The sequence below is a fragment of the Streptomyces flavotricini genome, assembly GCF_020639365.1.
GTDB lineage: Bacteria > Actinomycetota > Actinomycetes > Streptomycetales > Streptomycetaceae > Streptomyces > Streptomyces flavotricini.
This window is the reverse complement of record NZ_JAINUL010000001.1, coordinates 5300138-5325330: the sequence shown is the minus strand read 5'-3', so window position 1 is coordinate 5325330 and position 25193 is coordinate 5300138. Positions and strand designations below refer to the sequence as shown.

23 protein-coding genes are annotated in these 25193 nt (G+C 71.3%); 8 read left to right on the top strand and 15 right to left on the bottom strand.

Annotated features, from left to right (window positions below):
- Nucleotides 1-217: 217 nt before the first annotated feature.
- The 9 genes from K7B10_RS24240 to rsmI form a co-directional block, all read right to left on the bottom strand.
- Entirely contained in the window at nt 218-1867 is a 1650-nt protein-coding gene (locus K7B10_RS24240; RefSeq protein ID WP_229339060.1) for an outer membrane protein assembly factor BamB family protein, read from the bottom strand.
- Nucleotides 1868-2034: 167 nt separating this feature from the next.
- Nucleotides 2035-3831 (bottom strand): ABC-F family ATP-binding cassette domain-containing protein, encoded by a 1797-nt coding sequence (locus tag K7B10_RS24235; RefSeq protein ID WP_229339058.1) that lies wholly within the window; start codon nt 3829-3831, stop codon nt 2035-2037.
- A gap of 27 nt (nt 3832-3858) precedes the next feature.
- The gene (locus K7B10_RS24230) at nt 3859-5190 is read right to left on the bottom strand and encodes an acyltransferase family protein (protein WP_229339056.1); all 1332 of its coding nucleotides are present in this window, start codon (nt 5188-5190) and stop codon (nt 3859-3861) included.
- A gap of 75 nt (nt 5191-5265) precedes the next feature.
- The gene (locus tag K7B10_RS24225; protein WP_229339054.1) at nt 5266-6174 is read right to left on the bottom strand and encodes a 4-(cytidine 5'-diphospho)-2-C-methyl-D-erythritol kinase; all 909 of its coding nucleotides are present in this window, start codon (nt 6172-6174) and stop codon (nt 5266-5268) included.
- A complete protein-coding gene (rsmA, locus tag K7B10_RS24220) occupies nt 6171-7094 on the bottom strand; it encodes a 16S rRNA (adenine(1518)-N(6)/adenine(1519)-N(6))-dimethyltransferase RsmA (protein WP_229339052.1) in 924 nt (307 codons plus the stop codon). The genes K7B10_RS24225 and rsmA overlap by 4 nt, the downstream gene beginning before the upstream one ends.
- A gap of 288 nt (nt 7095-7382) precedes the next feature.
- Nucleotides 7383-8732 carry a resuscitation-promoting factor gene (locus K7B10_RS24215; protein WP_308284631.1) on the bottom strand — a complete coding sequence of 450 codons (1350 nt, stop codon included), beginning with the start codon at nt 8730-8732 and terminating at the stop codon, nt 7383-7385.
- A gap of 121 nt (nt 8733-8853) precedes the next feature.
- Nucleotides 8854-9729, bottom strand: a complete 876-nt coding sequence (locus K7B10_RS24210) for a TatD family hydrolase (RefSeq protein ID WP_229339049.1) — start codon at nt 9727-9729, stop codon at nt 8854-8856.
- A gap of 32 nt (nt 9730-9761) precedes the next feature.
- The gene (locus K7B10_RS24205; protein ID WP_372481452.1) at nt 9762-10262 is read right to left on the bottom strand and encodes a hypothetical protein; all 501 of its coding nucleotides are present in this window, start codon (nt 10260-10262) and stop codon (nt 9762-9764) included.
- 161 nt (nt 10263-10423) lie between these two features.
- The gene (rsmI, locus tag K7B10_RS24200) at nt 10424-11293 is read right to left on the bottom strand and encodes a 16S rRNA (cytidine(1402)-2'-O)-methyltransferase (protein WP_229345336.1); all 870 of its coding nucleotides are present in this window, start codon (nt 11291-11293) and stop codon (nt 10424-10426) included.
- Nucleotides 11294-11454: 161 nt separating this feature from the next.
- Here rsmI and K7B10_RS24195 point away from each other — a divergent pair, with 161 nt between their 5' ends.
- On the top strand, nt 11455-13251 hold the full coding sequence (locus K7B10_RS24195; protein WP_372481451.1) for a dolichyl-phosphate-mannose--protein mannosyltransferase: 1797 nt from the start codon (nt 11455-11457) through the stop codon (nt 13249-13251).
- Between the two features lie 166 nt (nt 13252-13417).
- On the opposite strand, the gene K7B10_RS24190 is transcribed toward K7B10_RS24195, so the two are convergent.
- A complete protein-coding gene (locus K7B10_RS24190; RefSeq protein WP_229339047.1) occupies nt 13418-13618 on the bottom strand; it encodes a hypothetical protein in 201 nt (66 codons plus the stop codon).
- Nucleotides 13619-13760: 142 nt separating this feature from the next.
- Between K7B10_RS24190 and K7B10_RS24185 the strand changes: the two genes are divergently transcribed.
- The 3 genes from K7B10_RS24185 to K7B10_RS24175 all read left to right on the top strand — a co-directional run bounded on the left by K7B10_RS24185 (nt 13761) and on the right by K7B10_RS24175 (nt 17586).
- Nucleotides 13761-16625: an NACHT domain-containing protein gene (locus K7B10_RS24185; protein WP_229339046.1), complete on the top strand. Its 2865-nt coding sequence runs from the start codon at nt 13761-13763 to the stop codon at nt 16623-16625.
- 123 nt (nt 16626-16748) lie between these two features.
- Nucleotides 16749-17186 carry a GntR family transcriptional regulator gene (locus K7B10_RS24180; RefSeq protein ID WP_229339043.1) on the top strand — a complete coding sequence of 146 codons (438 nt, stop codon included), beginning with the start codon at nt 16749-16751 and terminating at the stop codon, nt 17184-17186.
- Nucleotides 17187-17211: 25 nt separating this feature from the next.
- Nucleotides 17212-17586: an HD domain-containing protein gene (locus K7B10_RS24175; RefSeq protein ID WP_229339041.1), complete on the top strand. Its 375-nt coding sequence runs from the start codon at nt 17212-17214 to the stop codon at nt 17584-17586.
- Nucleotides 17587-17767: 181 nt separating this feature from the next.
- On the opposite strand, the gene K7B10_RS24170 is transcribed toward K7B10_RS24175, so the two are convergent.
- Nucleotides 17768-18241, bottom strand: a complete 474-nt coding sequence (locus K7B10_RS24170; protein WP_229339039.1) for an NUDIX domain-containing protein — start codon at nt 18239-18241, stop codon at nt 17768-17770.
- Nucleotides 18238-18720 (bottom strand): hypothetical protein, encoded by a 483-nt coding sequence (locus K7B10_RS24165; protein ID WP_229339037.1) that lies wholly within the window; start codon nt 18718-18720, stop codon nt 18238-18240. The genes K7B10_RS24170 and K7B10_RS24165 overlap by 4 nt, the downstream gene beginning before the upstream one ends.
- A 126-nt stretch (nt 18721-18846) precedes the next feature.
- Between K7B10_RS24165 and K7B10_RS24160 the strand changes: the two genes are divergently transcribed.
- From K7B10_RS24160 to K7B10_RS24145, 4 genes are all read left to right on the top strand, one after another.
- Nucleotides 18847-19524, top strand: coding sequence for a tyrosine-type recombinase/integrase (locus tag K7B10_RS24160; protein WP_308284630.1), 678 nt, complete (start codon nt 18847-18849; stop codon nt 19522-19524).
- Between the two features lie 242 nt (nt 19525-19766).
- Entirely contained in the window at nt 19767-19973 is a 207-nt protein-coding gene (locus tag K7B10_RS24155) for a DUF333 domain-containing protein (RefSeq protein ID WP_229339035.1), read from the top strand.
- A gap of 120 nt (nt 19974-20093) precedes the next feature.
- Nucleotides 20094-21728 (top strand): penicillin-binding transpeptidase domain-containing protein, encoded by a 1635-nt coding sequence (locus K7B10_RS24150; RefSeq protein ID WP_229339033.1) that lies wholly within the window; start codon nt 20094-20096, stop codon nt 21726-21728.
- A gap of 82 nt (nt 21729-21810) precedes the next feature.
- Complete coding sequence (locus K7B10_RS24145) at nt 21811-22284, top strand: YbaK/EbsC family protein (protein WP_229339031.1); 474 nt, start codon at nt 21811-21813, stop codon at nt 22282-22284.
- Nucleotides 22285-22378: 94 nt separating this feature from the next.
- Here the strand turns inward: K7B10_RS24145 and K7B10_RS24140 are convergent, their stop codons facing one another.
- The 3 genes from K7B10_RS24140 to cbiQ all read right to left on the bottom strand — a co-directional run bounded on the left by K7B10_RS24140 (nt 22379) and on the right by cbiQ (nt 25193).
- The gene (locus tag K7B10_RS24140) at nt 22379-23542 is read right to left on the bottom strand and encodes a serine hydrolase domain-containing protein (RefSeq protein ID WP_229339029.1); all 1164 of its coding nucleotides are present in this window, start codon (nt 23540-23542) and stop codon (nt 22379-22381) included.
- A gap of 107 nt (nt 23543-23649) precedes the next feature.
- The gene (locus K7B10_RS24135; RefSeq protein ID WP_229339027.1) at nt 23650-24444 is read right to left on the bottom strand and encodes an energy-coupling factor ABC transporter ATP-binding protein; all 795 of its coding nucleotides are present in this window, start codon (nt 24442-24444) and stop codon (nt 23650-23652) included.
- Entirely contained in the window at nt 24432-25193 is a 762-nt protein-coding gene (cbiQ, locus tag K7B10_RS24130) for a cobalt ECF transporter T component CbiQ (protein WP_229339025.1), read from the bottom strand. Before cbiQ ends, K7B10_RS24135 begins: the two co-directional genes overlap by 13 nt.

Here is a 25193-nt window from a genome sequence, read left to right as displayed (position 1 = left end):
GGCGGCTGCTGCGGCGCCGTCGGCGGCTGCGGGGCGGCCGGCGGCTGCTGCGGGGCGGCCGGCGGCACGGGCGGCACCGGCGGCGGCGCGCCGAAGCCCCCGGCGGGGGGTTCCTGCGGCGCTCCGAAGCCGCCGGCGGGCGGCTGGTTGGGGGGCGGCGGGGTGCTCATCGCTTGCTACTGCCTCTCGGTGGGCGGCTCGGGGGACTTGCTGCTCGTCACTTGCCGAAGACCATCAGGAGCTTCTCGGCGGCGCCCTTGGCGAGAAGGCGGGACTGGGACACGAAGAGCCGGCCGTCCACGTAGTCGACGATCGGGGTGAAGAAACTGCTCTCGATCGGGGCGGAGGTTCCCGACGGGTTGCGCAGCACCACGGTGGGCGTGCCACCGGCGGCCGGGATCGAGACGACCTCGCCGCCCTGCTCGGAGGTGGCCTTGCGGTAGGCGATCAGCTGCCCGTTCGCGGCGCTCAGCGGGGTGATGGTGCGGCCGTCCCCGGCCGGGGTGCGCCACTTGGCCTTTCCGCTGTCCAGGTCGAAGGCGACGATCTCGTTGGCCTTGCCGGACTCGGCGACGGTCGGCATGTAGAGGGTGTTGCCGTCCACGGCGGTGGTGGAACACACCTCGACGGAGCGGAAGAGGCCGTTGGTGCACTCGGTGGCGAAGCTGCCCTCGCCGCTGACGGTGGCGCGCTGCTTCCCGTCGGGTCCGAGGACCACGATGGCACGTTCCTTCTTGTCCTGGTTGCCGATGTCGAGGACGAGGGGGTCGAGCGAGTAGACGGCGCCGACCTTGTACTTGGCCGGCAGCTTGAAGGTCCAGGTCTTCTTGCCGGTGACCGGGTCGGCGTCGGAGACCTCGCTGGAGAGGTCGTCGTCGTAGCAGGTCGAGATGGCGATCATCTTGTTCTTGGCCGCCACGTACGAGTCGGGCTTGCAGCCCTCGGCGTTGGCGCTGCCGAAGAGCTTGTCGCCGGTGCTCACCTTGAAGGCGCTGGCGGTGCCGCTGCGGCTGACGGCGACGGTGTCGCCGGTGATGCCCAGGCTGGGGCTGGTCATGATGTCGAAGAGCCCCTCCTTGGGGACCTCCTTCGTCCAGCCCTCCTTGCCGGCCTTGAGGTCGACCTGCTTCATCTGGTTGCAGGTGGCGGAGTCGCCGTCGCCGTCCTTGACCATGACGACGGTCTTGGACTCGGCGGTGGTCTGCTTGGTGACGGAACAGATGGGAGTGGGGAACGCGAGCGTCCACTTCTCCTTGCCGTCGGTGACCCCGTACGCGGTGAGGTTCTTCCAGACGCTCTTGACGACGGTGTCGCCGACGATCCACTGGCCGGCGGAGTCCACGCCCAGGCCGGGACCGTCGACCTTGGCCGTCTTGAGCCAGAGGGTCTTGTCCTCGCCCTGCTTGCGGCCGGCGTTGAGGTCCTCGGACTCCTTGCCGCCGTTGCCGCTGCCGTCGCCCTTGTCCACCGCGGCGGAGGGCTTGTCGTCGGCGGGGGCGGAGCCCTGCGCGACGGGCTTCTTCGGATCCCCGTCCCCGCCGTCGAGGAAGGCGAAGTAGCCGCCGGCACTGAGGACGAGCACGCCGGCGACGGCCGCCGCGACGACGACCGCCGTCCTGTTCTTCGGCCGCGGTGCGCCCCCGGCCGGGTGCACGCCGACGGTGGGCATGCCGGGGGGCGGCGGGAAGTGGCCCTGCTGCGGCATCGGCGGCTGCGGCATCGGGTGCATGGGCTGCGTCGGCGGCTGCTGCGCGTACGGGTTCTCGCCCTGCTGCGGGTATCCGTACCCGGGCTGCGGCGGACCGGGCAGGTGACCGTAACCGGAAGGTGTCGGCGGCTGGTTCGGCGGCTGGGGCGGCTCGGTCATCAGCGCATACCTTCGGCGTCGGGTGGCGTAGGGGGATGACCTTTCTATCACTGACAGCGCTCTTACATCGGGCCGGTCCAGCCCCTGTTCCCAAGGGAGGACCGGCCCGTGACAGCGCCGTTATCCGGTCAGTTGGAGCCTTCGCCCGCCCCGGCCTCCGACGCCGCCTACGCGTCCTCGGCCAGCTCCAGCCAGCGCATCTCCAATTCGTCCCGGTCCGAGATGAGTTCGCGCAGCTCGGCGTCGAGCTTGGCGACCTTGTCGAAATCGGTGGCGTTCTCGGCGATCTGCGCGTGCAGGTTCGTCTCGCGGTCGGACATCTTGTTGAGCTGGCGCTCGATCTTCTGGAGCTCCTTCTTCGCGGCGCGCGCGTCGCCGGAGGCACTCGACTTGGCCGCGGCCGGGGCGGGCGCCGGGGCGGCCGCCTCGATCATCTTCTGCCGGCGCTCCAGGTACTCGTCCAGGCCGCGCGGCAGCATCCGCAGGCTCGCGTCGCCCAGCAGCGCCATCACCGTGTCGGTGGTGCGCTCGATGAAGAACCGGTCGTGGGAGATCACGATCATCGAGCCCGGCCAGCCGTCGAGGAGGTCCTCCAGCTGGGTCAGGGTCTCGATGTCGAGGTCGTTGGTGGGCTCGTCGAGGAAGAGCACGTTGGGCTCGTCCATCAGCAGCCGCAGGATCTGCAGCCGGCGCCGCTCGCCACCGGAGAGGTCGCCGACGGGCGTCCACTGCTTCTCCTTGGTGAAGCCGAACTGCTCGCACAGCTGACCGGCCGTCATCTCGCGGCCCTTGCCGAGGTCCACGCGGTCGCGCACGCGCTGCACGGCCTCCAGGACCCGCAGGGACGGGTCGAGTTCGCCGACCTCCTGGGAGAGGTACGCCAGCTTGACGGTCTTGCCGACGGTGACGGACCCGGCGGCCGGCTGGACGTCGCCCTGCGTACGGGCCGCCTCCGCGAGCGCGCGCAGCAGCGAGGTCTTGCCCGCGCCGTTGACGCCGACGAGGCCGACGCGGTCGCCGGGGCCGAGGTGCCAGGTGAGGTGCTTGAGCAGGGTCTTCGGCCCGGCCTGGACGGTGACGTTCTCCAGGTCGAACACGGTCTTGCCGAGGCGGGCGTTGGCGAAGCGCATCAGCTCGGACTTGTCGCGCGGCTCCGGCACGTCGGCGATGAGCTCGTTGGCGGCCTCGATGCGGTAGCGCGGCTTGGAGGTCCGGGCGGGGGCGCCGCGGCGCAGCCAGGCGAGCTCCTTGCGCATCAGGTTCTGCCGCTTGGTCTCCTCGGTGGCGGCGATCCGTTCGCGCTCGGCGCGGGCGAAGACGTAATCGCTGTAGCCGCCCTCGTACTCGTACACGGTGCCGCGCTGGACGTCCCACATGCGGGTGCAGACCTGGTCGAGGAACCAGCGGTCGTGGGTGACGCAGACGAGCGCGGAGCGGCGCTCCTGGAGGTGCTTGGCCAGCCAGGAGATGCCCTCGACGTCGAGGTGGTTCGTGGGCTCGTCCAGGACGAGGAGGTCCTGGTCGGCGATGAGCAGCTTGGCGAGCGCGATGCGGCGGCGCTCACCGCCGGAGAGCGGCCCGATGACGGTGTCGAGGCCCTGGCCGAAGCCCGGGAGGTCGAGGCCGCCGAAGAGCCCGGTGAGCACGTCGCGGATCTTGGCGTTGCCGGCCCACTCGTGGTCGGCCATGTCCCGGATGATCTCGTGGCGGATGGTGGCCGCGGGGTCGAGGGAGTCGTGCTGGGTGAGGACGCCCATGCGCAGGCCGCCGCTCTGGGTGACCCGGCCGGTGTCGGGTTCCTCCAGCTTCGCGAGCATGCGGATGAGGGTGGTCTTGCCGTCGCCGTTGCGGCCCACGACACCGATCCGGTCTCCCTCGGACACGCCGAGGGAGATGCCGTCGAGCAGGGCACGGGTTCCGTACACCTTGCCGACTGCCTCGACATTGACCAGATTGACGGCCATCAGACGCGCTCCAGGGAAGGGTGTGGATCAGCCCCTCAGCCTAACCCTCCGGACCGGCGCCGGACGCTCCACCAGGAGCCAGCCTCCCAGAGCCATGCCGATGGCGGCGGGCGCGGTGACCGGCAGGGCGACCAGGGTGGCGCTGTGCCCCTCCAGCAGGCCGCCGAGCCCGGTCATGGACAGGCCGAGGACGCCGAGCAGGCACAGGGTGATACCGAAGGCCGCGCGCGGCCCGGATCCGGGCTCGGCCCCGCCGCGGCCGGGGGCCTCGAAGCGGCGGAAGAGGGCGACGAGTACGCCGGTCAGCGCGGCGGCGGCGAGCAGCCGGAGGGGGACCTGGGCCCACCACGCGGCGGTGGCGGGGGCGGGCAGGCGCAGGCCGAGGCCGAGCTGGGCGGCGTACACGGCGAGCATGGCGGTGAGGTGCCAGAGGAAGGCGGTCATGGCGATCCCGTTGGCGGCGACGACGCGGCGCCAGACGCGGGGCCGGGCGAGCAGCGCGGCGGCGGGCGTCTTGAGCAGCTCCACGGCTCCGACGAGCCACGCCCCGTGCAGCAGGAGCGCGAGGGTGGGCGGGGCCATGTTGGACACCTTCTCGCCCGGCATCCCGACCATGGACAGCGGGTACGGCCCGTACGCGACGAGCAGCACGGCGCCGAGCAGCCCGGCGGCGGCGAGCACCCCGGGCCGGGTGATCCGCCCGTCGGCGCGCAGGAAGCCGAGCTGGTGGACGGCGAGCCAGACGAGGCCGAAGTTCAGGAACTCGACGTACGGGACGCCGAGCGCGAAGCGCAGTACGTCGACGGCGGCCGCGGCCCCGGCCAGCGCGGCGAAGGCCCCCCAGCCCCACCGCCGGTGGAGCTCCAGCAGCGCCGGGGTGAAGGCGACCATGGCGAGGTAGATCCCGATGAACCACAGTGGCTGGGTGACCAGCCGCAGGGCGGCCCCGGTCAGCTTCCCCTCCCCCGCGCCGGCGAGCTGCACGGCGAGCGCCCCTGCGGTCCAGACGAGGACGAAGACGAGGGTGGGCCTCAGCAGCCGCTGGAGCCGGGCCCGCAGGAAGGCCGCGTAGACGGGCCGCCCCTCGGCGCGCCGGGCCAGGGAGCGGTACGACAGGGCGTGCGAGAACCCGCCGACGAAGAAGAACACCGGCATGATCTGCAGGACCCAGGTGAGCACCTGGAGCGCGGGGACGAGGGCGAGCAGGTTCCCTATGCCGTCACTGCTGACGGCGGCCATCAGCCAGTGCCCGAGCAGCACGGTCCCGAGCGAGGCGACCCGCAACAGGTCGACGTACCGGTCCCGGCTCGCGGGCGTGGCCCCGGCGAGGTCCTCGATGCTGTGCGCGGCGTATCCCATGGGAGCACGTTCCCGCCCGGGACCCGGGCGGGAACAGAGCGCAGATACTCACTTCGCCCTGGGTACCCGGGCGCCTCAGGACGAGAGGACCGTCGCTCCCGGGGCCGGGCCGGTGGCCGTGCGGGTGGTGCGGCAGGTGCCGGAGGCTTCGAGGGCGGCGGCCACCTTGAGGGCGGATTCCGGGTCGCGGACCAGGAACGCCGTCGTCGGGCCGGAGCCGGAGACCAGCGCGGCCAGGGCCCCCGCGGAGGTGCCCGCCTCCAGCGTCGCGGCCAGCTGCGGGCGCAGCGACAGCGCCGCCGTCTGGAGGTCGTTGGCCAGGGTCGCGGCGAGGGCGTCCGCCTCGCCCGAGGCGAGGGCGGCGAGCAGCGCCGGCGAGGCCTGCGGGACCGGGACGCTCCGGCCTTCGGCCAGCCGGTCGAACTCGCGGAACACCGCCGGCGTCGACAGCCCGCCGTCGGCGACCGCGAACACCCAGTGGAAGGTGCCCGCCTCGACCGGGGTCAGGAGCTCCCCGCGCCCGGTGCCCAGCGCCGCTCCGCCGACCAGGCTGAACGGCACGTCGCTGCCGAGTTCCGCACACATCTTCAGGAGCTCGGCCCGGGGCGTGCCCAGGCCCCACAGGGCGTCGCAGGCCAGCAGGGCGCCGGCGCCGTCGGCGCTGCCGCCCGCCATGCCCCCGGCGACCGGGATGTTCTTCGCGATGTGCAGGTGGACCGCGTCGGACAGGCCGTGGCGGGCCGCGAGGACCTCCGCCGCCCGCGCCGCCAGGTTCGTACGGTCCAGCGGGACCTGGTCCGCGTCCGGGCCGGCGCAGGTGACCGTCAGGGTCTCGGCCGGGGTGACCGTCACCTCGTCGTACAGGGACACCGCGAGGAAGACGTTGGCCAGGTCGTGGAAGCCGTCGGCCCGGGCCGCGCCCACCGCCAGCTGGACGTTGACCTTCGCCGGGACCCGTACGGTCACGCTCTTCCTCGTGTTCACAGCGCGGGCCTCTCCGCCGCGGGCTTGTGCTCGGCGATCGCCGCGAACTGCTCCACCGTCAGGGATTCCCCGCGCGCCTGCGGGGACACACCGGCGGCGACCAGCGCCTGCTCGGCGCCCGCCGCGGAGCCGGCCCAGCCGGCCAGCGCGGCCCGCAGGGTCTTGCGGCGCTGCGCGAAGGCCGCGTCCACGACGGCGAAGACCTCCGCCTTCGTGGCGGTCGTCTTGATCGGCTCGGCCCGCCGCACCAGCGAGACCAGGCCCGAGTCCACGTTCGGCGCGGGCCAGAACACCTTGCGGCCGATGGACCCGGCGCGCTTGACGTGCGCGTACCAGTTGGCCTTGACGGACGGCACCCCGTAGACCTTGTTGCCGGGCTCGGCGGCCAGCCGGTCGGCGACCTCCGCCTGCACCATCACCAGCGTGCGCTCGATGGTCGGGAACCGGTCCAGCATGGTCAGGAGCACCGGCACGGCCACGTTGTACGGCAGGTTCGCGACGAGCGCGGTCGGCGCCGGCCCGGGCAGTTCCTCCACCAGCATCGCGTCGGAGTGCACCAGCGCGAAGCGGTCCTTGCGCTCCGGCATCCGCGCCTCGATGGTGGCGGGCAGCGCCGCGGCCAGGATGTCGTCGATCTCGACGGCGGTGACCCGGTCGGCGGCCTCCAGCAGCGCGAGCGTCAGCGACCCCAGCCCCGGCCCGACCTCGACGACGACGTCGTCGGGCCGCACCTCGGCGGTGCGCACGATGCGGCGCACCGTGTTGGCGTCGATGACGAAGTTCTGGCCCTTCTGCTTCGTGGGCCGCACGCCGAGTACGGCGGCCAGCTCACGGATGTCCGCCGGTCCCAGAAGGGCGTCGGAGGTCGCGCTGGTCGTACTGCTGGTCGTGCTCTCGGGCTGCTGCTCTGCGGTGCTCACCGGTAAAGCGTCTCAGATCGGCTGGGCGATCCCGAGCCGGACCAGAGTGTCCGGTGCGAGAACGCGTTCCCACCGCGGAGGGGTGGCGTGGGCGTGGAGCTGGAATCCCGCGCCCGACGCTGCTCCTCGCGGCCGGTGTCGGCCGACTACGCGGACCCCCGGATGGAGCCGCCACCGTGTGTCCTGAGCGAGCCGCGTTGGGCACCGCGTGGGGTAGGCGAGGTCAACACGGACCGCCGGTGCTCTCTTCCGGTCAACGACACCACTCGCGAAGGGTCACTTTGGCAGCTACCGGTAAAGCCTTCGGCCGCAGTGGGGCCACGGGGTCGCGCCCCTTTGCACGTAGAGCTTCTTCGCCCGGTACGTCTGCTCCTGGCCCGTGGCGTCCTGGGGGCGGCCGGAGCCGCCGAGGCTCTGCCAGGTGCGGACGTCGAACTGGTAGAGGCCGCCGTACGTGCCCGAGGCGTCGGTGGCGGAGGGGCGGCCGCCGGACTCGCACTGCGCCAGCGCCCCCCAGTCGAGGCCGTCGGCGCCCGCGACGGAGGTGGGCAGCGGTCTCGTGCCGACCTTGACGAGCTGGGTGACCGGCTCGCGGACGGTCTCCTCGGCGACCTTGCGGGGCTTCTGCCGGACCCCGTTGACCGTGCGCAGGACGTACGTGACGCGGCGCGCTCCGGGCCGGCCCGCCCGCTCGACGACCTCGGTGCCGGCGAACAGGTCGTCGTCCTCGGTCCGCTCGGTCTCGTACGGGATGCGCTCCTCGCGCACCTCGCGGGTGCCGGTGATGCGCAGCACGGTGACGGTCTGGCCGTCGCGCGGGAAGGAGGCGGGCGGGACGGAGGTGGTGTCCTGGCCCTGGAGGGTGATCCCGGCCTGGCCGAGGGCCTCCTGGACGGTGGCGGCGTTGGTGCGGACGGTGCTCTCACGGCCGTCCGCCATGAAGGTGACGCTGCGTTCGGTGCGGACGGAGAGGGCGAGCCCGGCCCGGGGCACGGGGGCGGTGCGCGGGGCGGAGAGGTAGGCGCCCTCGACGCGGACGCCGAACTGGCGCAGGGCCCCCTCGACGGTGCCCGCGGTGGTCCACACCTGGCGGCTCTGCCCGTCGAGGGTCAGGCGCAGGGGGCGGCCGTAGCGGACGACGATCTCGTCGCCGTCGCCGAGGGCCTCGGTGCGGGCGGGGGCGACGAGGTCGTGCGGGCCGACGCCGAGGCCTTCGGCGGCGAGGAGTTCGCCGACGTCGTCGGCGAAGGTGTGCAGGGTCCGGGGCTCTCCGTCCACGGTGAGCCGTACGGACTTGTCGGCGGCGACGAAGGCCGTGGTGCCGCCGGCGAGGAAGGCGACGACCAGCGCCTGCGGGACGATCCGCCGCCAGTTGCCGTGGCCCGCGGCCGCTGCGGCGGGGGCGCCGCGCCGCCGCCGGCCGGTGGCCACGGGCGCCGCGAGGTCCGCGCCGCCCCCGGCGGGTGCGCCGCGGCGCCGGCCGGTCGGGGCGGCGGGCGGGGGGGCCGCCTCGGCGGCGCTCTTGCGTCGCCGGGCGGACCGCCGGTCCCCGGTGCGCGGGGCGGGCACCACGGCGGGCTCGGGGTCCGGGGCGACGGCGTCGTTCCCGTACACCCCGGTGAAAGGACTCTCGCTCACGACGCTCGCTCCACTGGTCCGGCCCCATCGGTTCGGGCACGGCACCCTAGCGGACGTCCGTCACTCGCCAAAGTCGGACGGCTACCCAGCGTGTCGGGCGGGCGGGTGGTCCCGGCGGACCTCAGTAGTCGAAGGCGCGCGCCGTGTTCGCCGCCAGGGCGGTGGCCATCGCGTCCTCGTCGATCCCCCGCACCGCCGCCATCGCCCGTACGGTCAGCGGAATGAGGTACGGCGCGTTGGGCCGTCCGCGGTACGGCGCCGGGGTGAGGTACGGGGCGTCGGTCTCGACGAGCACCAGATCCAGCGGGGCCACGGCGAGGGCCTCGCGCAGCGGGGCGGCGTTCTTGAAGGTCACGGTCCCGGCGAAGGACATGTAGTACCCGGCGGCGGCGCATTCGCGCGCCATCTCGGCGTCCCCGGAGTAGCAGTGGAACACGGTCCGCTCGGGCGCGCCCTCCTCGCGCAGGATGCGCAGGACGTCGGCGTGTGCCTCACGGTCGTGGATGGCCAGGGCCTTGCCCTGACGCTTGGCGATCTCGATGTGGGCGCGGAAGGAACGCTCCTGCGCGGCCATTCCGTCGGGTCCGGTGCGGAAGTGGTCCAGCCCGGTCTCGCCGACCGCCTTCACCTGCGCGAGCTTCGCGAGTTCCTCGATCTCGGCCAGCGCCTCGTCGAGCGCCGCCTCGCCGCCGCCCGCCCGGGCGCCCTGGCGGGACCAGCCGTCGGGGTCCCCGAGCACGATGCGGGGCGCTTCGTTCGGGTGAAGGGCGACGGCCGCGTGGACGTTCTCGTACGCGGCGGCGGTCTCGGCCGCCCAGCGGGAGCCCTTCACGTCGCAGCCGACCTGGACGACGGTGGTCACGCCGACCGAGGCGGCCTTGGCGAGGCCCTCCTCGACGGTGCCGCCCTGCATGTCCAGGTGGGTGTGGGAATCCGCCACCGCCACCCGGAGGGGTTCGGGCAGCGGCGGCGGGGTGTCCTTGGAGGCAGTGCTCATGGAGCCGATCTTATGACCGGTCCCTCAGGCCCTCACGACCGGCGGAAGCGCCTCATCAGCCGCGAGAGCCAGCTCCCGCGCCGCGCGCCTTCGTCCACCGAGACGGGCCCGGGGGCGTCGTGCGGGGCGGTCGTGCGCTGCTTCGGGGCCCGCGGGACGTTCGCGCCGGCCGGCACCGGGCCGGCGATCCCGGGCGAGATGCGGTGGTGGTAGAGCTTGTCGATCGTGCCGAGAACCGAGGACACCTGGCCTTCTCGCATGATCCGCACCACGTGCCCGCCGCAGTTGTGGCAGGTCGGGTTCGACAGCGGGGAAGGGACCCGCTCGCCCTGGACGGTGTAGATGATGAAGGGCTGGCCCTTGCCGTCGACGTGGTGCTCGATCTCGTAGCCCTGCTCCCAGGCGTAGCCGCACTTCATGCACGCGAAGGAGTAGGCCTCGTGCACGGTGTGCACACCAGGCTTCGGCAGGGAGACGGGTACGGCCACTGCGGGCGCGGGTACGGGTACCGAGGTGTCTGCGATCTCACTCATGCCAGCTCCTCTTGTTCCACTGGTGCCATTGCCAGTGGACGCCTCTTCGGGCAGGAGCGCATCAGGCCCTGTCGACTGTTGGACGGCCTTTGGGCGACTCATGTCCCAAAGCGCCCGGTGCGCGGTCTGAGCTTTGCTTTTCAGGTTAGCCCTTTACCGTCTTACGGCACCTTTTGAGCCGCATTCTTTGCCGCGACGACCGCGTCGAAGACCTCCCGCTTGGGTACTCCCGCCTCGGCGGCGACCGCCGCGATGGCTTCTTTTCGACGCTCCCCGGCCTCCTCGCGCACGCGCACCCTGCGCACCAGCTCCTCGGCGTCCACGTCGCCGGGCCGGGCTGCCGGAGCGCCCTCCACGACGACGGTGATCTCGCCGCGCACGCCCTCGGCGGCCCAGGCCGCCAGCTCGCCGAGCCCGCCGCGCTTGACCTCCTCGTACGTCTTGGTCAGCTCGCGGCACACGGCGGCCCGCCGGTCGGCGCCGAAGACCTCGGCCATCGCGGCGAGGGTGTCGTCGAGCCGGTGCGGGGCCTCGAAGTAGACGAGCGTGCGGCGCTCGCCCTCGACCTCGCGGAGCCGGCCGAGGCGCTCGCCCGCCTTGCGCGGCAGGAAGCCCTCGAAGCAGAAGCGGTCGACCGGAAGCCCCGAAAGGGCGAGCGCGGTGAGCACCGCGGACGGCCCGGGCACGGCGGTGACCTTGATGTCCTTCTCGACGGCGGCGGCGACCAGCCGGTAGCCGGGGTCGGAGACGGACGGCATTCCGGCGTCGGTCACCAGCAGCACCCGCTTGCCCTGCTCCAGCGCCTCCACGAGCTCCGGCGTGCGCGCCGATTCGTTGCCCTCGAAGTACGAGACGACGCGCCCGGTGGTGTGCACGCCGAGCCCCTGGGTCAGCCGGCGCAGCCTCCGGGTGTCCTCGGCGGCGACCACGTCGGCCCGCTCCAGCTCGGCCGCGAGCCGCGGCGGGGCGTCGGCGAGATCCCCGATCGGGGTGCCCGCGAGCACGAGCACGCCCGCGGAGCCCGCGGAGATGGAGGGCGAGGAGGGGGTTTCGGAGCCGGTGGGCTGGTCAGTCGTCACCCGCCCATCCTCTCAGCCGTCCCGCCCGGCACACGTCATCCGTCCCACCCGGCACAGGCACCGAGGGTCCCCGGCACTGGGGTTCGCACAGCTGCGTTCCCTACGATGAGCCGGTGACCAGTACCGCGACGCCGCCGCCCAGCCCCGCGGGGGCCCCGCCCGCCCCTCCGGCGGGGCGCGTAGACCAGCCGTCCACCTGGCTGCGCCGCCTGCGCAGTTTCGGCTACGCGCCGCCCGTCGGCGCCGCGCGCCCGGGCTCCGGGCGCGCGGACGCCCCGAGTCCGGACCTCCGCGCCCGCCTGGTGCCCCCGTACGCCCGGCCCTCCGCGCAGTTGTGGGCGGCGCTCGGCGTCCCGCTCTCCGCGGCGGGCACCTGGCAGCGCGTGCTGGCGTGGGCGGGGCCGCTGCTGGTGGCGCTGGTGGCCGGGGTGCTGCGCTTCGTGCACCTGGGCAGCCCGAAGGCGGTGATATTCGACGAGACGTACTACGCCAAGGACGCCTGGGCCACCGTCCGGCAGGGCTACGAGGCGAGCTGGCCCAAGGACATCGACAAGTCGATCCTCGCCAACCCCGACGGGGTCTCCCTCCCGCTCGACCCCGGTTACGTGGTGCACCCGCCGGTCGGCAAGTGGGTCATCGGGCTCGGCGAGTGGATGTTCGGCTTCACGCCGTTCGGCTGGCGGTTCATGACGGCGGTGCTCGGCACCCTGTCGGTGCTGATGCTGTGCCGGATCGGACGCCGTCTGTTCCGCTCCACCTTCCTGGGCTGCCTGGCGGGCGCGCTGCTCGCGGTGGACGGCCTGCACCTGGTGATGAGCCGCACGGCCCTCCTCGACCTCGTCCTCATGTTCTTCGTCCTGGCCGCCTTCGGGGCGCTGCTCATCGACCGGGACCGGGCGCGGGCCAGACTGGCGGACGCGCTCCCGGTGGACGACGAGGGGCGCACCCGTCCGGACGTCACCGTCGCGGAGACGCTGCGCCTGGGCTGGCGCCCGTACCGGATCCTGGCGGGCGTCTGCCTGGGTCTGGCGTTCGGCACGAAGTGGAACGGCCTGATCGTGCTGGCGTTCTTCGGCGTGCTGACCGTCCTGTGGGACGCGGCCGCGCGCCGCACCGCCGGGGCGGGCGCCCCGTACGCGGCGATGCTGCGCCGCGACGCGCTGCCGGGCTTCCTGTCGACGGTGCCGGTGGCGGTGGCGGTGTACCTGGCCTCGTGGACCGGCTGGATCCTCTCCCCGGACAACGGCAAGGGCGGTTACTTCCGTGACTGGGCCGCCAAGAACGACCAGCACAGCTCGCTGTCGTTCCTGCCGGAGTGGCTGCGCAGCCTGTGGCACTACGAGACGGAGGTCTACGCGTTCCACGTGGGCCTGACCTCGGGCCACACCTACCAGTCGAACCCGTGGAGCTGGCTGGTCCTGGGCCGGCCCGTCTCCTACTTCTACGAGTCCCCCGACCCGGGGACGGACGGCTGCCCGGCGACGGAGGCGGGCAAGTGCGCCCGCGAGGTGCTGGCCCTGGGCACCCCGCTGCTGTGGTGGGCGGGCTGCTTCGCGCTGCTGTACGTGCTGTGGCGGTGGTTCTTCCGCCGTGACTGGCGGGCGGGCGCGATCGCGTGCGCGCTGGGCGCGGGCCTGCTGCCCTGGTTCAACTACCAGGAGCGGACCATCTTCTTCTTCTACGCGGTGGTCTTCGTCCCGTACCTGTGCCTGGCGGTGGCGATGATGATCGGCGCCCTGCTGGGCCCGTCGGGCTCTTCGGAACGCAGACGCGCGCTGGGCGCGATCGCGGCGGGCGTGCTGGTCCTCCTCATCGTCTGGAACTTCATCTACTTCTGGCCGATCTACACGGGCCAGACCCTCCCGATGGACTCCTGGCGCGGTCGCATGTGGCTGGACACCTGGGTCTAGCAGCCAAAACGACGGGCCCGGCACCTTCTGGTGCCGGGCCCGTCGTGGTTGTTGACGGTGGTTGCTGGCCATCGTGGGCCGCCTCCAGACGGCCCACAGACGGCCCAAGGCGCGGCTCCCGACCTCCGTCACTGCTAACGCCATAGGGGCCCGAACTTGCTCCCCGTCATTCCCCGAAGAGGGTCAGCAGCCCCGTGGCCACCCCCATCGCCGCTGCGAACGCCACTCCAGCGCGGGTGACGGCTTCGGGGATCGTCGCACCGTCCGCCTTGGCAAGTACACCTGCCACTACCGCGCACAGCAGGCCCACGAAGAAGGCAACGAGAACGGCCATAGCGAGCAGGGCTTCGTGAGTTCCGAAGGTCATGACAGGGCTCCGATTTCATGTAGTGGGCGCCTGAGCCGTAGTTGGGGCGCCTCGCTGCCACGACCTTCGAGGTTTCGGTGTTCGGTGATGAGCGGCCTGGTTCAGAATGAACACTCCTGAACACCTTGGGGGCGACGTACCGATGAGCGAGACAGACCCGCTGGCGTTGCTGCAACAAACCCTGCGAGTCGCCCGGCTGAGTCGGGGGCTGAGCATGAAGGCGGTGACCAGCCGTTCGGAACTGAGTCGTACCACCGTGAGTCAGGCTTTCAACTCCCCTGTGCCTCCCACTGAGGAGACCCTCGCCGCGCTGGCGCCCATCCTGCGTCTGGACCTGGAAACGCTGCTCGCTCATCGCAGGGCGTGCCCTGGACCGAGTGGCCCCATCTCGGCACGCGGCGGAACCGCTAAGGCCACCAAACCCGTCGGGCCCGTTCCGGAGGACGATGTCGCCTTCGAGACCCGCTACCGTGACTACGTCAAGACCCGCCATGGCGAGCTGACCGTTGTCGGCTTGGACCTGCGTGGCCCGGCTGCCTCCAGCTGGCCTTTGGACGCGGCCTACTTGAGCCTGGAGTTGGCGGACACGGCCCATCAGGGGCAGCGGGTCGAACGCGCCGAGCATGCCCTGCGCCGGAACAACCTTCTGCTCATCAGAGGCCTGGCCGGCAGCGGCAAGACCACACTGCTCCAATGGATCGCCTGTGCGGCTGCAAGCGGGGACCTGCCGGGACCCGACGACAGTCCCAACCAGTCTCAGGTTGCATTTGTCCTGCAGCTCCGCACACTCGTGGGTCGGAGAGAAGGGCTGCCCACCCCCGAAGAGTTCCTAGCTGCCGTGGGTTGTCCACTCACCGGCGCCCAGCCCTCAGGGTGGGCGGATCGGGTCCTCGACTCAGGACGTGCGATCGTGCTGGTCGACGGGCTAGACGAAGTTCCTGAACTCATGCGCGAGCGGACTAGGACCTGGCTGCGCGAGCTGGTCGCGGCATATAAGCGTGTCCGCTTCGTGGTCACCACGCGCCCGACGGCTGTGTCGGAGGGCTGGCTGGCCGCGTCGGGTTTCAGAGAGCTCACGGTCCGACCGATGAGCCGCGCTGATGTAACCGTCTTCGTCACCCGCTGGCACACGGCAGCCAAGGCGAGCACCAACGACCCCGAAGTACAAGCCCACCTCGCCGGCCTAGAGGACGATCTAAAGGAACAGGTCCGGACAAAGCGAGACCTGTCACTGTTGACCACCACACCATTGCTGTGCGCGCTCGTATGCGCGCTGCACCGAGACCGACGGGGTCAGCTACCCCACGACCGCGTGGAGTTGTACCAAGCAGCGCTGACGATGTTCCTCTACCGCCGGGACCATGAACGCGAGGTCGTGGCTCCCGAGGGCATCACGCTCAGCGAGAAGGAGAGCGTGCAGCTTCTCCAAAAGCTTGCGTACTGGCTGGTCCGCAACAGCCAAACGGAGATGCCTCATGACACCGCGCTGGCCATCATGGCCGAGGCCCTGAAGTCGATGCACGCGGTTGCCCAACAAGGTGATGCGACGCAGGTGCTGAACCACCTACTGCGGCGGAGCGGCCTGCTGCGCACGCCTACACCAGACACGATCGACTTCGTCCACCGGACCTTTCAGGACTTCCTCGGTGCGAAGGCAGCCGTTGAGGCCCGCGATCTTCCGCTCATCGCCCGCAACGCGCACGACGCGCAGTGGGAAGACGTCGTACGGATGGCGGTCGCTCATGCCCGCGAAGATGAGCGGGTTGTGCTGTTGGAAGCCATTCTTGCCCGCTCTGATGAGGACACGAATCGTAAGAGGCTCGCCCTAGTAGCACTGGCCTGCCTGAGGCACGCCACTGAGCTTCCCGAAGCCACCCGCGAGAAAGTCGAGACGAATGCCAGATCCCTACTTCCGCCGCAATCCTGGCAGGACGCGATCGAACTAGGCAGTATTGGGCCACTCGTGCTCGACCTAATGCCTAGTGCGGCCGATACGCCCGCGCGGCTGGCCCGCTACTCCATCCACACCGCCAAGGAGATCGGCGGCGACGGCGCACTCGCATACCTTAAGTCTTTCAGTGGCACACGCGACTTTGGGGTACGTTTGGGACTGTGTACAGGGTGGACCAATTTCGACCCGGACGAGTATGTGGCACAGGTACTCGCCCCCATGACCGGTGAACTCCCGAATGTTCATGTCACGGAAGTTCGACAGATTCAAGCGATCCAGCCTCTCCAGGTCACACGGATCACCCTTCACGGGAACCACTCTGCATACACGATCGGCAAGATGCCCCACCCAGAACAGATTAGGTCTCTAGGGCTCTGGGGAAATAGCCAGCTTCCAGATCTTGGTCAACTGACCAGCCTTTTTCCGCATCTTGAAGAGCTACGGCTAGACGGTTGCTCGCGGGTCAGCGGCCTCACGAGCCTTGCCACCACAGCGATCAACAAGCTCGCGCTAAGCCACATCCCCACGCTCCGAACCCTCGGGCCGCTGGAGCGGATGACAGAACTCCGCTCGCTGCAGCTCTGGGGACTCGATCTACTCACGCCCTCCCGTGTACCCGCCCTTCCGCAACTTGAGTGGCTCGATGTAGATCACACCGGCTTCCTCAGCATGCTCGACCAGTGGCCTAACCTGACTCGGTTGTCGCTTCACGGACCGCAGCTTCTGCCCCGCAGCAGAGTCGCGCTGCCAGCCCGCCTTAGCCACATGGATCTGTGGGAGGTTGATCTGGGAACACTTAAGCGTCCACGGATCGGATGGCTCTCGCAGATAACCGACGCTACCCTCACCACGCTATCCGGCGTCGTGGCCCCCATCATCGATCTCTTCCCAGGAGTCCGCTCGCTCTCGATCAGCGCGGCCCAGAGCGCCAGCGAAGTAGACATAAGCCCTCTCGCCGAGCTACCAGAGTTGATCACGCTTACCGTGGCTGGCTTCGCCCGCGTCACCGGCACCGAGGCGTTTGCGCCCGATGTCGTACGCATCATGCGTCCCTAGACCAGCGGGAGCACACGGACGGCCCCGCGAGCAGCCCCCTCTGCCAGGACACCGACGTGCGAAGCTGGAACTTGCGGTTGCCGGATGGCATCGCCGTGCACGGGGCGAAAGAAGGAGGAAGGTGTGACGAACCCCAGCCCTCGCGGGACGTACTTGACGATCTCGGAGGCCCTGCGGGCAAGGATCGCCGAGGGAGCCTACCCCGACGGCCTTCCGTCCGAAGCGGAGATCGGGCGGGAGTTCGGTGTGGCCCGCACGACCGTCCGTCGTGCGCTTCGCGCACTGGAGGAAGCTGGCGACGTGACCACCGTCGCCGGGGTCGGCCGCCAGGTCGGCGGCGGGTCACAGGTGGCCCCGTACAAGCGGATCATGACGGAGCTGCTGGACCGCATTCGGACGGGCGACCTGCCCGCCGGCGCTCGACTCCCCAGCGAGGCGGAGCTCTCCGAGTCGTACGGGGTCGCGAGGGGTACCGTCCGTCGCGCCGTTCACGAACTCGAAGGCGCGGGGCACATTCACGCTCGGCACGGAGTCGGGCGGTTCGTGGGCCCGGCGTCCTGATTCTCAACAGCTTGGGGGAACTCACATGCAGTTGGCCAAGTGGGCTCACGATCTCGCGGAGTCTCTGCTTGCCGAAAGCCTGCCGACCCGGTGGGCTCATTCTCAGCGCGTCTACTCCCAGGCCCTGACGCTGGCCCCGGCCCTCGGCGAGGACGCGGTACTACTGGCCGCAGCGGCCATCGCGCACGACGTCGGGTACGCGAGAGCAGCCGTGGAAACGGGGCAGCACATGATCGACGGAGCGCGCTATCTGCGCGACGTGGTGGGCGCCGACCCCCGGCTGTGCAGTGTCGTGGCCTTCCACACCTCGTCCCCCTGGGAAGCCTCCGAGCTGGGGCTGAGCGAGATACTGGCGGAGTTCGGCCCCGCAGAACCTGCGCTGGTGGACGCGATCACCTAGTGCGACCTGACCAGCAGCCCCGTGGGCGCGCTCGTTGATCCGGCGGAGCGGCTGACCGAGGTACTCGACCGATACGGCCCGGATCACGTCGTGTTCCGGGCCGTATCCGCGGCTCGACCGGAGCTGCTGGCCCGGGTCGCCCGGGTACGTCAGCGCAGCTTGGAGACAGAGCGGTCTGAGCTCAGCTGATCAGGGGAAGCGGTGAGTCCCGGAAGCCTTCCGTCAGCCGCCGACGGGTGGTGGGCGATACGTCAAGGGACTCGATCTCCGCTCGGGGAATCCACCGGACCTCCAGGGATTCCGAACTCACCTTGATCTCACCGCTGACCGGTCGTGCCCGGAAGCAGAGCGAGAACTCTTGCCGCACTTCCCCATCCGCGAACGCGATGACATGCCCGGGGTCGGTGAAGATACCCACCAGGCCGACAACCTCGACGAGGACCCCGGTTTCCTCCAGGACCTCCCGGACCACCGTTCCCGCGATGTTCTCCCCGATGTCCTGGACGCCGCCCGGCATGCCCCAACGGCCGTTGTCCGATCGCCGCTCCATCAGTACATCGCCCGCATCGTTGACGACGAACGCCGTAACTGCGGGCACGATGTTGTTAGCTTTCGGCGCGTTGGGATCGTCGAAATAGTCAGTACGGCGGCTCATGCTCCCCCTTCAATGGGAACTGCTTCGGACCAGACCTTTTCAAAGCTCTGCTGATAAGTGGAGACCAGCTCAGCACCGGCGACCTTGCGCAGATGAAGAACCGGCGTCAGGGGGGCACTCACCCCGTATACCTGCGTGTTCACCAACCACTCATCATCCGAGCGGTAGAGCGAGTTGTGCAGAGTCGACCGGTGGAGCCGGAATTCGATCCCGGGCACCGAGCACAGAGGGCGATAGAGCTTCATCACTTCGCGAACCTTGTAGGCCACGCCCTCGCCGATTTCCTCCTCCCCTCGGCGCCGGATCTCCGGGCTTTCCGGGTCTCCGAGCAGGATTCGGGCCCGAACACCGCCGGCCGCCTTCAGCCTGAGCAGCTGCGGCCAACGCGGATTCTCGGCGAGGAAAACGCCTGCGTGCACCAGCACGCCGATCTCCCGTTCCGCCCTCCCGAACAACTGGAGCCAGAGGTCAGCCGGCACGTACGAACGGTGCGGGTAGCCGCTGCCGTTGATGACGGGCTGATCACCAAGAACCCCTGCCGGGCCAGGTCCGTTCAGGTTCCCAAGCCCGCACAGCCACGCGTGGCGCCGTGGACGCCCACTCAGGTGATCGCGGTACGTGCTGCGCTGCCTGGGCACCTGCGGACCGCCGTGGACGTCGCGAGTGGATGCGGCCTCAGGCAGGGCGAGGTGTTCGGGCTCGACGTGGAAGAGCTGGACTACGACGGGGAGTGGGTCCGCGTGCAGCATCAGCTGAAGCGAATCCGCGGGAAGTACGTGTTCGCCCTTCCCAAGGGTGGGAAGACGCGTTCCGTCCCGCTGCCCCGCTCTGTCGCGGCTGCTCTGCGCGCCCATTCGAAGCTGTGCCCGCCGGTCAAGGTCACCTTGCCGTGGCGGACGCCGGCCGGGCCGCCCGTGACGAAGTCACTCATCTTCAGCGGGTCGACGGGCAACTTCGTCCGGGTCAGCTACTTCAACGACTTCATGTGGAAGCCCGCCCTCGCCCTCGCCGGGATCATCCCGCCGGCGGACGAAGGCGAGCGCTACGCGTCCGCGCCTCAGCACGGGATGCACGCCCTGCGGCACTTCTACGCTTCGGTCCTGCTGGACGCGGGCGAGAACATCCGGGCGCTGAGCCAGTACCTGGGCCATGCCGATCCCGGGTTCACCCTGCGCACCTATACGCACCTGATGCCGAGCAGCGAAGGCCGGACCCGGAAGGCCGTGGACGGCCTCTTCGGGGCCCCTCCGGACCATGATCACGGCCCCGAGACGGCCCAGTAAGCCCACGGTGGCCCCGACTGCCGGGGAACTGGCTGGTCGGGGCCCTAGGCGCCCCAAAGGATGGAACTCCATCTACTTCTGGCCGATCTACACGGGCCAGACCCTCCCGATGGACTCCTGGCGCGGTCGCATGTGGCTGGACAGCTGGGTCTAGCGTCCGAGCCCTCCAGCATGGGCACGGCCCGTCACCGCTCGCGGCGGTGACGGGCCGTGCCCATGCTGGAAGGAGGAGGTGAAGCGTCATGCGCATACGAAGACTGCTCGGCCTCGCCCTCGCCACGGCGGCCCTGGCCGGCGCAGGCGCCCTTGGTGCCGTGACGGCGCAGGCGGCGGCGTCCCCGGCCATCACGTCCGCGGAGTGCACGGCCCAGGGCGGAACGGTGGTCAACCAGCCCTATGCCGGCACCGTGTGCGTGCTCCCCGACGGAAGCAAGGTGGCGGTCAATTGACCGGCCGCGGTGTTCCGGTCTGGTAACAAGCCGTACGCGTTCGGTTTGCACAGCGTAAGGTCCGCACCAGAGGTTCTTTGAACATGTTCAGAGAACGCGGGGATCTGGGGAGGAACGTACGTGAACGGGGCGGCGAAAGGTGCCATCGTCGGCGGGGTGTTCCTCGCGATGCTCGGCGGCGCCGGGTACGGGGTGTACGCGCTGGTCGGGGACGGCGGCGACGACGGCAAGGGCGGCGACACCGCCGTCCGGGCCGAGAAGGGCAGCGGGCCCGTCACGGACAAGGAGGCCGCGCAGACCGCGAAGGCCTTCCTGACGGCCTGGGCGGCCGGGGACGCGCGGGCCGCGGCGGAGTTGACGAACAACGTGCAGGCCGCGCAGACCGCCGTGGCCGACTACCGGGCCAAGGCGTACGTGTCCAGGGCCGTGATCACTCCGGGGACGCAGGCGGGTACGACCATCCCGTTCGCCGTCGCCGCGGAGATCACGTACGAGGGCGCCACCAAGCCGCTCGCGTACGAGTCCAAGCTGACCGTCGTACGTGGGCTGACCAGCGGGAAGCCGCTCGTCGACTGGCAGCCCTCGGTGATCCACCCGCAGCTGCAGAAGGACGAGAAGCTGCGCGCGGGCGCGCCCGCGGCCCCGCCGGTCAAGGCCGTGGACCACAACGGCGAGGAGCTCAGCGCCGAGAAGTACCCCTCGCTCCGGCCGGTCCTCGACCAGCTGCGCCAGACGTACGGGGGCAAGACCGGCGGCAGGACCGGGGCGGAGCTGTGGATCGAGCCGGCCGCCCAGGACGCGCCCAGGCGGACCCTGCTCACGCTGGTGGAAGGGGAGCCGAGCACGCTGAAGACGTACCTGGACGCCAAGGTGCAGGCGGCGGCCGAGAAGGCCGTCGCCAAGTACCCGGAGTCCTCGGTGGTCGCGGTCCAGCCGAGCAACGGGCACGTCCTGGCCGTCGCCAACAACCGCAAGGACGGCTTCAACGCGGCGATGGAGGGGCGGCGGGCCCCGGGCTCGACGATGAAGATCGTGACGGCGGCGATGCTGATCGACCGGGGCAAGGCGGCGGCCGACCGGCCCGCGGAGTGCACCAAGGACGCCTCCTGGGGCGGCCGTACGTTCCACAATCTGGACAACTTCGAACTGCCGGGCGCGAACTTCGCAACCAGCTTCGCCAAGTCCTGCAACACCGCCTTCATCAAGCAGATCGACGACGTCGACGACGACTCGGCGCTGGCGAAGGAGGCCCGGGAGGTCTTCGGCCTCGGGCTGGACAACTGGAAGACGGGCATCCGATCGGCCGACGGCCAGGTGCCGGAGGCGAAGGGCGCCGAGGCGGCCGCCGAGTACATCGGACAGGGCCGGATCACCATGAACCCGCTGAACGTCGCCTCGTTCACGGCCACCGCGCGCAGCGGGGTCTTCCACCAGCCGCTGCTCGTCTCGCCGGAGCTGGACGGGCGTCCGATCGCGCAGGCGGGACGGCAGATGAAGCCGTCGGTCCAGCAGCAGCTGGTGCGGATGATGAAGCTGACGGCGAGCAGCGGCACGGCGGCGAAGACGATGGCGGCGGTCGGCGGCTCCGACAAGGGAGCGAAGACCGGCTCGGCGGAGGTCGACGGCGCGGGCAGCCCCGACAGCTGGTTCACGGGCTACAGCGGCGACGTGGCCGCGGCGGCGATGGTCGAGGCGGGCGGCCACGGCGCCGACGCGGCCGGCCCGATCGTGGCGTCGGTGCTGTCCGCGTCCTGACGCCGGGTCCGGGGGGCGGGCGACGACGCGGCGCGGCGGAACGGCGTGGCGGGAGCGGGAGGCGGGGCGCTAGCGTGCCCGCATGACGACCGGTACCCACCCCCGTTTCGCGCAGGCCCTCGCCGAGCTGGGGCTCGACGTGGGCGTACGCACGTTCCCCGACGGCACCAGGACCGCCGCCGACGCGGCCGCGGCGATCGGCTGCGAGCTCGGCCAGATCGCCAAGTCGCTGGTCTTCGCGGCGGACGGGGTCCCGGTGGTGGTCCTCGTGGACGGGGCCTCACGGGTCGACGTGGACGCGGTCCGCCGGGAGCTCGGGGCGCAGGAGGTCACCCGGGCGGACGCCGCGCTGGTCCGGGAGACCACCGGCTACGCGATCGGCGGCGTGCCCCCGTTCGGGCACCGCACCCGGACCCGGGTCCTCGCGGACCACTCGCTGCTGGCGCACGAGGTGGTCTGGGCCGCGGCCGGAACCCCGCACTCGGTGTTCCCGATGCCCCCGCGGGAGCTGATCGCCCACGCCGGTGCCGCCCTGGCCGACGTACGCGAGCGCTGACCGTCCGGCCGCTCCCGGACGGGGGCGTCGGGCCGTCGCGTCGGATCGCCGGGGCGCCGCGTGGCGGCGTCACCGCGTCACCGGGAGCTCCGCGTCACAGGGAGCTCCGCACCGCCCGGATCAGGGCCTGGGCCCGGGGATCGGCGGTCACCGACTTCGCGTGCGCGTTCGTGACGTACCCGAACGCCACGCCGGTCTCCGGATCCGCGAAGCCGAGCGATCCGCCCCGCCCCGGGTGCCCGAACGAGCCCGCCGACAGCAGCGGCGACGCCGGACTGTGCAGCATGTACCCCGGCCCGAAGCGCGTGTTGACCACCAGCACCCGGTCCGGACCGGCCGACAGCTCCGTGGCCGCCAGCCCGCGCGTGTCGGGGGTGAACAGCCCCGGGCCGTCCTCCGTGTCGCCCAGCAGCGCCGCGTACACGCCCGCCAGGCCCCGCGCCGTGCCGATGCCCGCCGAAGCCGGCAGCTCGGCCGCCCGGAACTCCGGGGCGTTCTCGTCCGGCAGCGGCGTGATCGCCGCGAAGGCGCGCCGGGTCAGCGAGGAGGGGTCCTCCCAGGCCTGCGAAACGTTCCTGCGCGGCCGCGTCCTGAGTCCGCCCGCCCTCTCCGCGGGCGGCTCCACCGGCCCCACCCGGCCCACCCGCCCCGTCTCCCCGGCCGGCAGGCCTATCCAGAACTCCAGCCCCCGCGGCCCCGTGACCTCCTGCGCCAGCCACTGGCCCAGCGAGGCGCCGGTCACCTGCAGCACCAGCTCCGAGAGCAGCCAGCTGTACGTCTGCGCGTGGTAGCCGTGCGCGGAACCCGGCTCCCAGAAGGCGCGCTGCCCGGCGACCGCACGGGCCCCCGAAACCCCGTCCACCGCCTGCGCGGGCGTCAGCGGGACGTCCAGCGCCGGCACCCCCGCCCGGTGTGCGAGCAGGTCCCGGACCAGCGTCCGCTCCTTGCCGCCCGCCTTGAACTCCGGCCAGTACTCCCCCGCCGGCGCGTCCATGTCCAGCAGCCCCCGCTGGTGCAGCAGCAGCGGTACGACGGCGGCCACGCCCTTGGTGGCCGAGCGCACCACCTGCGCGGTACCGGAGGCCCAGGGCCCGCCGGCTTCGTCCACGTCCTTCGGGCCCGCCCACAGGTCGACGACCTTCCGGCCGCCGCGGTACACGGCCACCGCCGCGCCCCGGTCCCCGAGCACCTCGAAGTTGCGTACGAAAGCGTCCCGGACGGCCTCGAAGCCCTCCGCCACGGTCCCGTTGACGTCCACGTCCCTGCTCCTCGTTCGCCGCGGGTGCCGCTTGGTCGGTCCGCCCCAAGAGTCCAACACGGACCGGATCCGTCTCCTTCCCCGGGGCCTGCGGGAAACGGCGCCGATCAGTGCGAGGGCCGCGCCAGGGAGGGCGTGCGCGGGTCGAAGCCGAACGGCAGCTCCAGCCGGTGCGCCCGCATCAGCTCCTCGTCGCACATCAGGTCCTGCGTGCGCCCGTCGGCCGCGATGACCCCCTCGCTCAGGATCACCGCACGCGGGCACAGCTCCAGCGCGTACGGCAGGTCGTGGGTCACCATCAGCACCGTCACGTCCAGCGAGCGCAGGATGTCGGCGAGCTCGCGGCGCGAGGCCGGGTCCAGGTTGGACGAGGGCTCGTCCAGGACCAGGATCTCCGGCCGCATGGCCAGTACGGTCGCCACCGCGACCCGGCGGCGCTGCCCGAACGACAGGTGGTGCGGCGGCCGGTCCGCGAAGGCCTCCATGCCGACCTGCTCGAGCGCCTCGCGGACCCGCGTCTCCAGCTCCGCGCCCCGCATCCCGGCGGCCGCCGGGCCGAAGGCCACGTCCTCGCGCACGGTCGGCATGAACAGCTGGTCGTCGGGGTCCTGGAAGACGATGCCGACCCGGCGCCGGATCTCGGCGAAGTTCCGCTTCTCCACGGGCAGCCCGGCCACCTTCACGGTGCCGACCCCGCCGCCGAGGATGCCGTTGAGGTGCAGCACCAGCGTGGTCTTGCCGGCGCCGTTCGGGCCGAGCAGGGCCACCCGCTCGCCCTGTCCGACGGTGAGGTCCACGCCGAAGAGGGCCTGGTGCCCGTCCGGATAGGCGTACGCGAGGCCGGAGACCTCCAGGGAGGCGGGAGCGGCAGGGGCAGCGGGAGAGGGGGTCACAGGGTCCATCCCATCAGACAGACGGCGAGGGCCGCCGCCGGGAGTACGGCCGCGTACGCCCACTGGGCGCGCGTGGCGACGGCTTCGTCGATCACCGGCATCGAGCCGGCGTAGCCGCGGCTGACCATCGCGAGGTGGACCCGCTCACCGCGCTCGTACGAGCGGATGAACAGCGCTCCGGCGGTCTTGGCCAGCACCCCCCAGTGCCGGATCCCGCTGGCCTCGAAGCCGCGCGAGCGCCGGGCGATCGACATCCGGCGCAGCTCGTCGGTGATCACGTCGCCGTACCGGATCATGAAGGAGGCGATCTGCACCAGCAGCGGCGGCAGCTTCAGCCGCTGGAGCCCGAGCAGCAGCGCGCGCAGCTCGGTGGTCGAGGCGAGCAGGACGGACGCGGCGACCCCGAGCGTGCCCTTGGCCAGTACGTTCCAGGCGCCCCACAGTCCCGAGACGCTGAGCGACAGGCCGAGGACCTCCACCCGCTCGCCCTGTGCCACGAAGGGCATGAGCACGGCGAAGGCCACGAAGGGGACCTCGATCAGCAGCCGCCGCAGCAGGAACCCGGCCGGGATCCGGGCCGCGGCCGCCACCGCCGCGATGAGGACGGCGTACAGCCCGAAGGCCCACACCGCCTCGCGCGGTGTGGAGACGACGACCAGGACGAAGGCGAAGGCCGCGGCCAGCTTGCAGTGGGGCGGCAGGGCGTGGATCGGCGAGTGGCCGTGCCGGTAGAGCTTGTGGGCGTGTCCCGCGCCCAT

Coding starts and splice junctions, on each gene's coding strand:
- K7B10_RS24240 (WP_229339060.1), bottom strand. CDS start 1,867: ATGACCGAGCCGCCCCAGCCGCCGAACCAGCCGCCGACACCTTCCGGT.
- K7B10_RS24235 (WP_229339058.1), bottom strand. CDS start 3,831: ATGGCCGTCAATCTGGTCAATGTCGAGGCAGTCGGCAAGGTGTACGGA.
- K7B10_RS24230 (WP_229339056.1), bottom strand. CDS start 5,190: ATGGGATACGCCGCGCACAGCATCGAGGACCTCGCCGGGGCCACGCCC.
- K7B10_RS24210 (WP_229339049.1), bottom strand. CDS start 9,729: ATGAGCACTGCCTCCAAGGACACCCCGCCGCCGCTGCCCGAACCCCTC.
- K7B10_RS24205 (WP_372481452.1), bottom strand. CDS start 10,262: ATGAGTGAGATCGCAGACACCTCGGTACCCGTACCCGCGCCCGCAGTG.
- K7B10_RS24190 (WP_229339047.1), bottom strand. CDS start 13,618: ATGACCTTCGGAACTCACGAAGCCCTGCTCGCTATGGCCGTTCTCGTT.
- K7B10_RS24185 (WP_229339046.1), top strand. CDS start 13,761: ATGAGCGAGACAGACCCGCTGGCGTTGCTGCAACAAACCCTGCGAGTC.
- K7B10_RS24175 (WP_229339041.1), top strand. CDS start 17,212: ATGCAGTTGGCCAAGTGGGCTCACGATCTCGCGGAGTCTCTGCTTGCC.
- K7B10_RS24170 (WP_229339039.1), bottom strand. CDS start 18,241: ATGAGCCGCCGTACTGACTATTTCGACGATCCCAACGCGCCGAAAGCT.
- K7B10_RS24155 (WP_229339035.1), top strand. CDS start 19,767: ATGCGCATACGAAGACTGCTCGGCCTCGCCCTCGCCACGGCGGCCCTG.
- K7B10_RS24145 (WP_229339031.1), top strand. CDS start 21,811: ATGACGACCGGTACCCACCCCCGTTTCGCGCAGGCCCTCGCCGAGCTG.
- K7B10_RS24135 (WP_229339027.1), bottom strand. CDS start 24,444: ATGGACCCTGTGACCCCCTCTCCCGCTGCCCCTGCCGCTCCCGCCTCC.
- cbiQ (WP_229339025.1), bottom strand. CDS start 25,193: ATGGGCGCGGGACACGCCCACAAGCTCTACCGGCACGGCCACTCGCCG.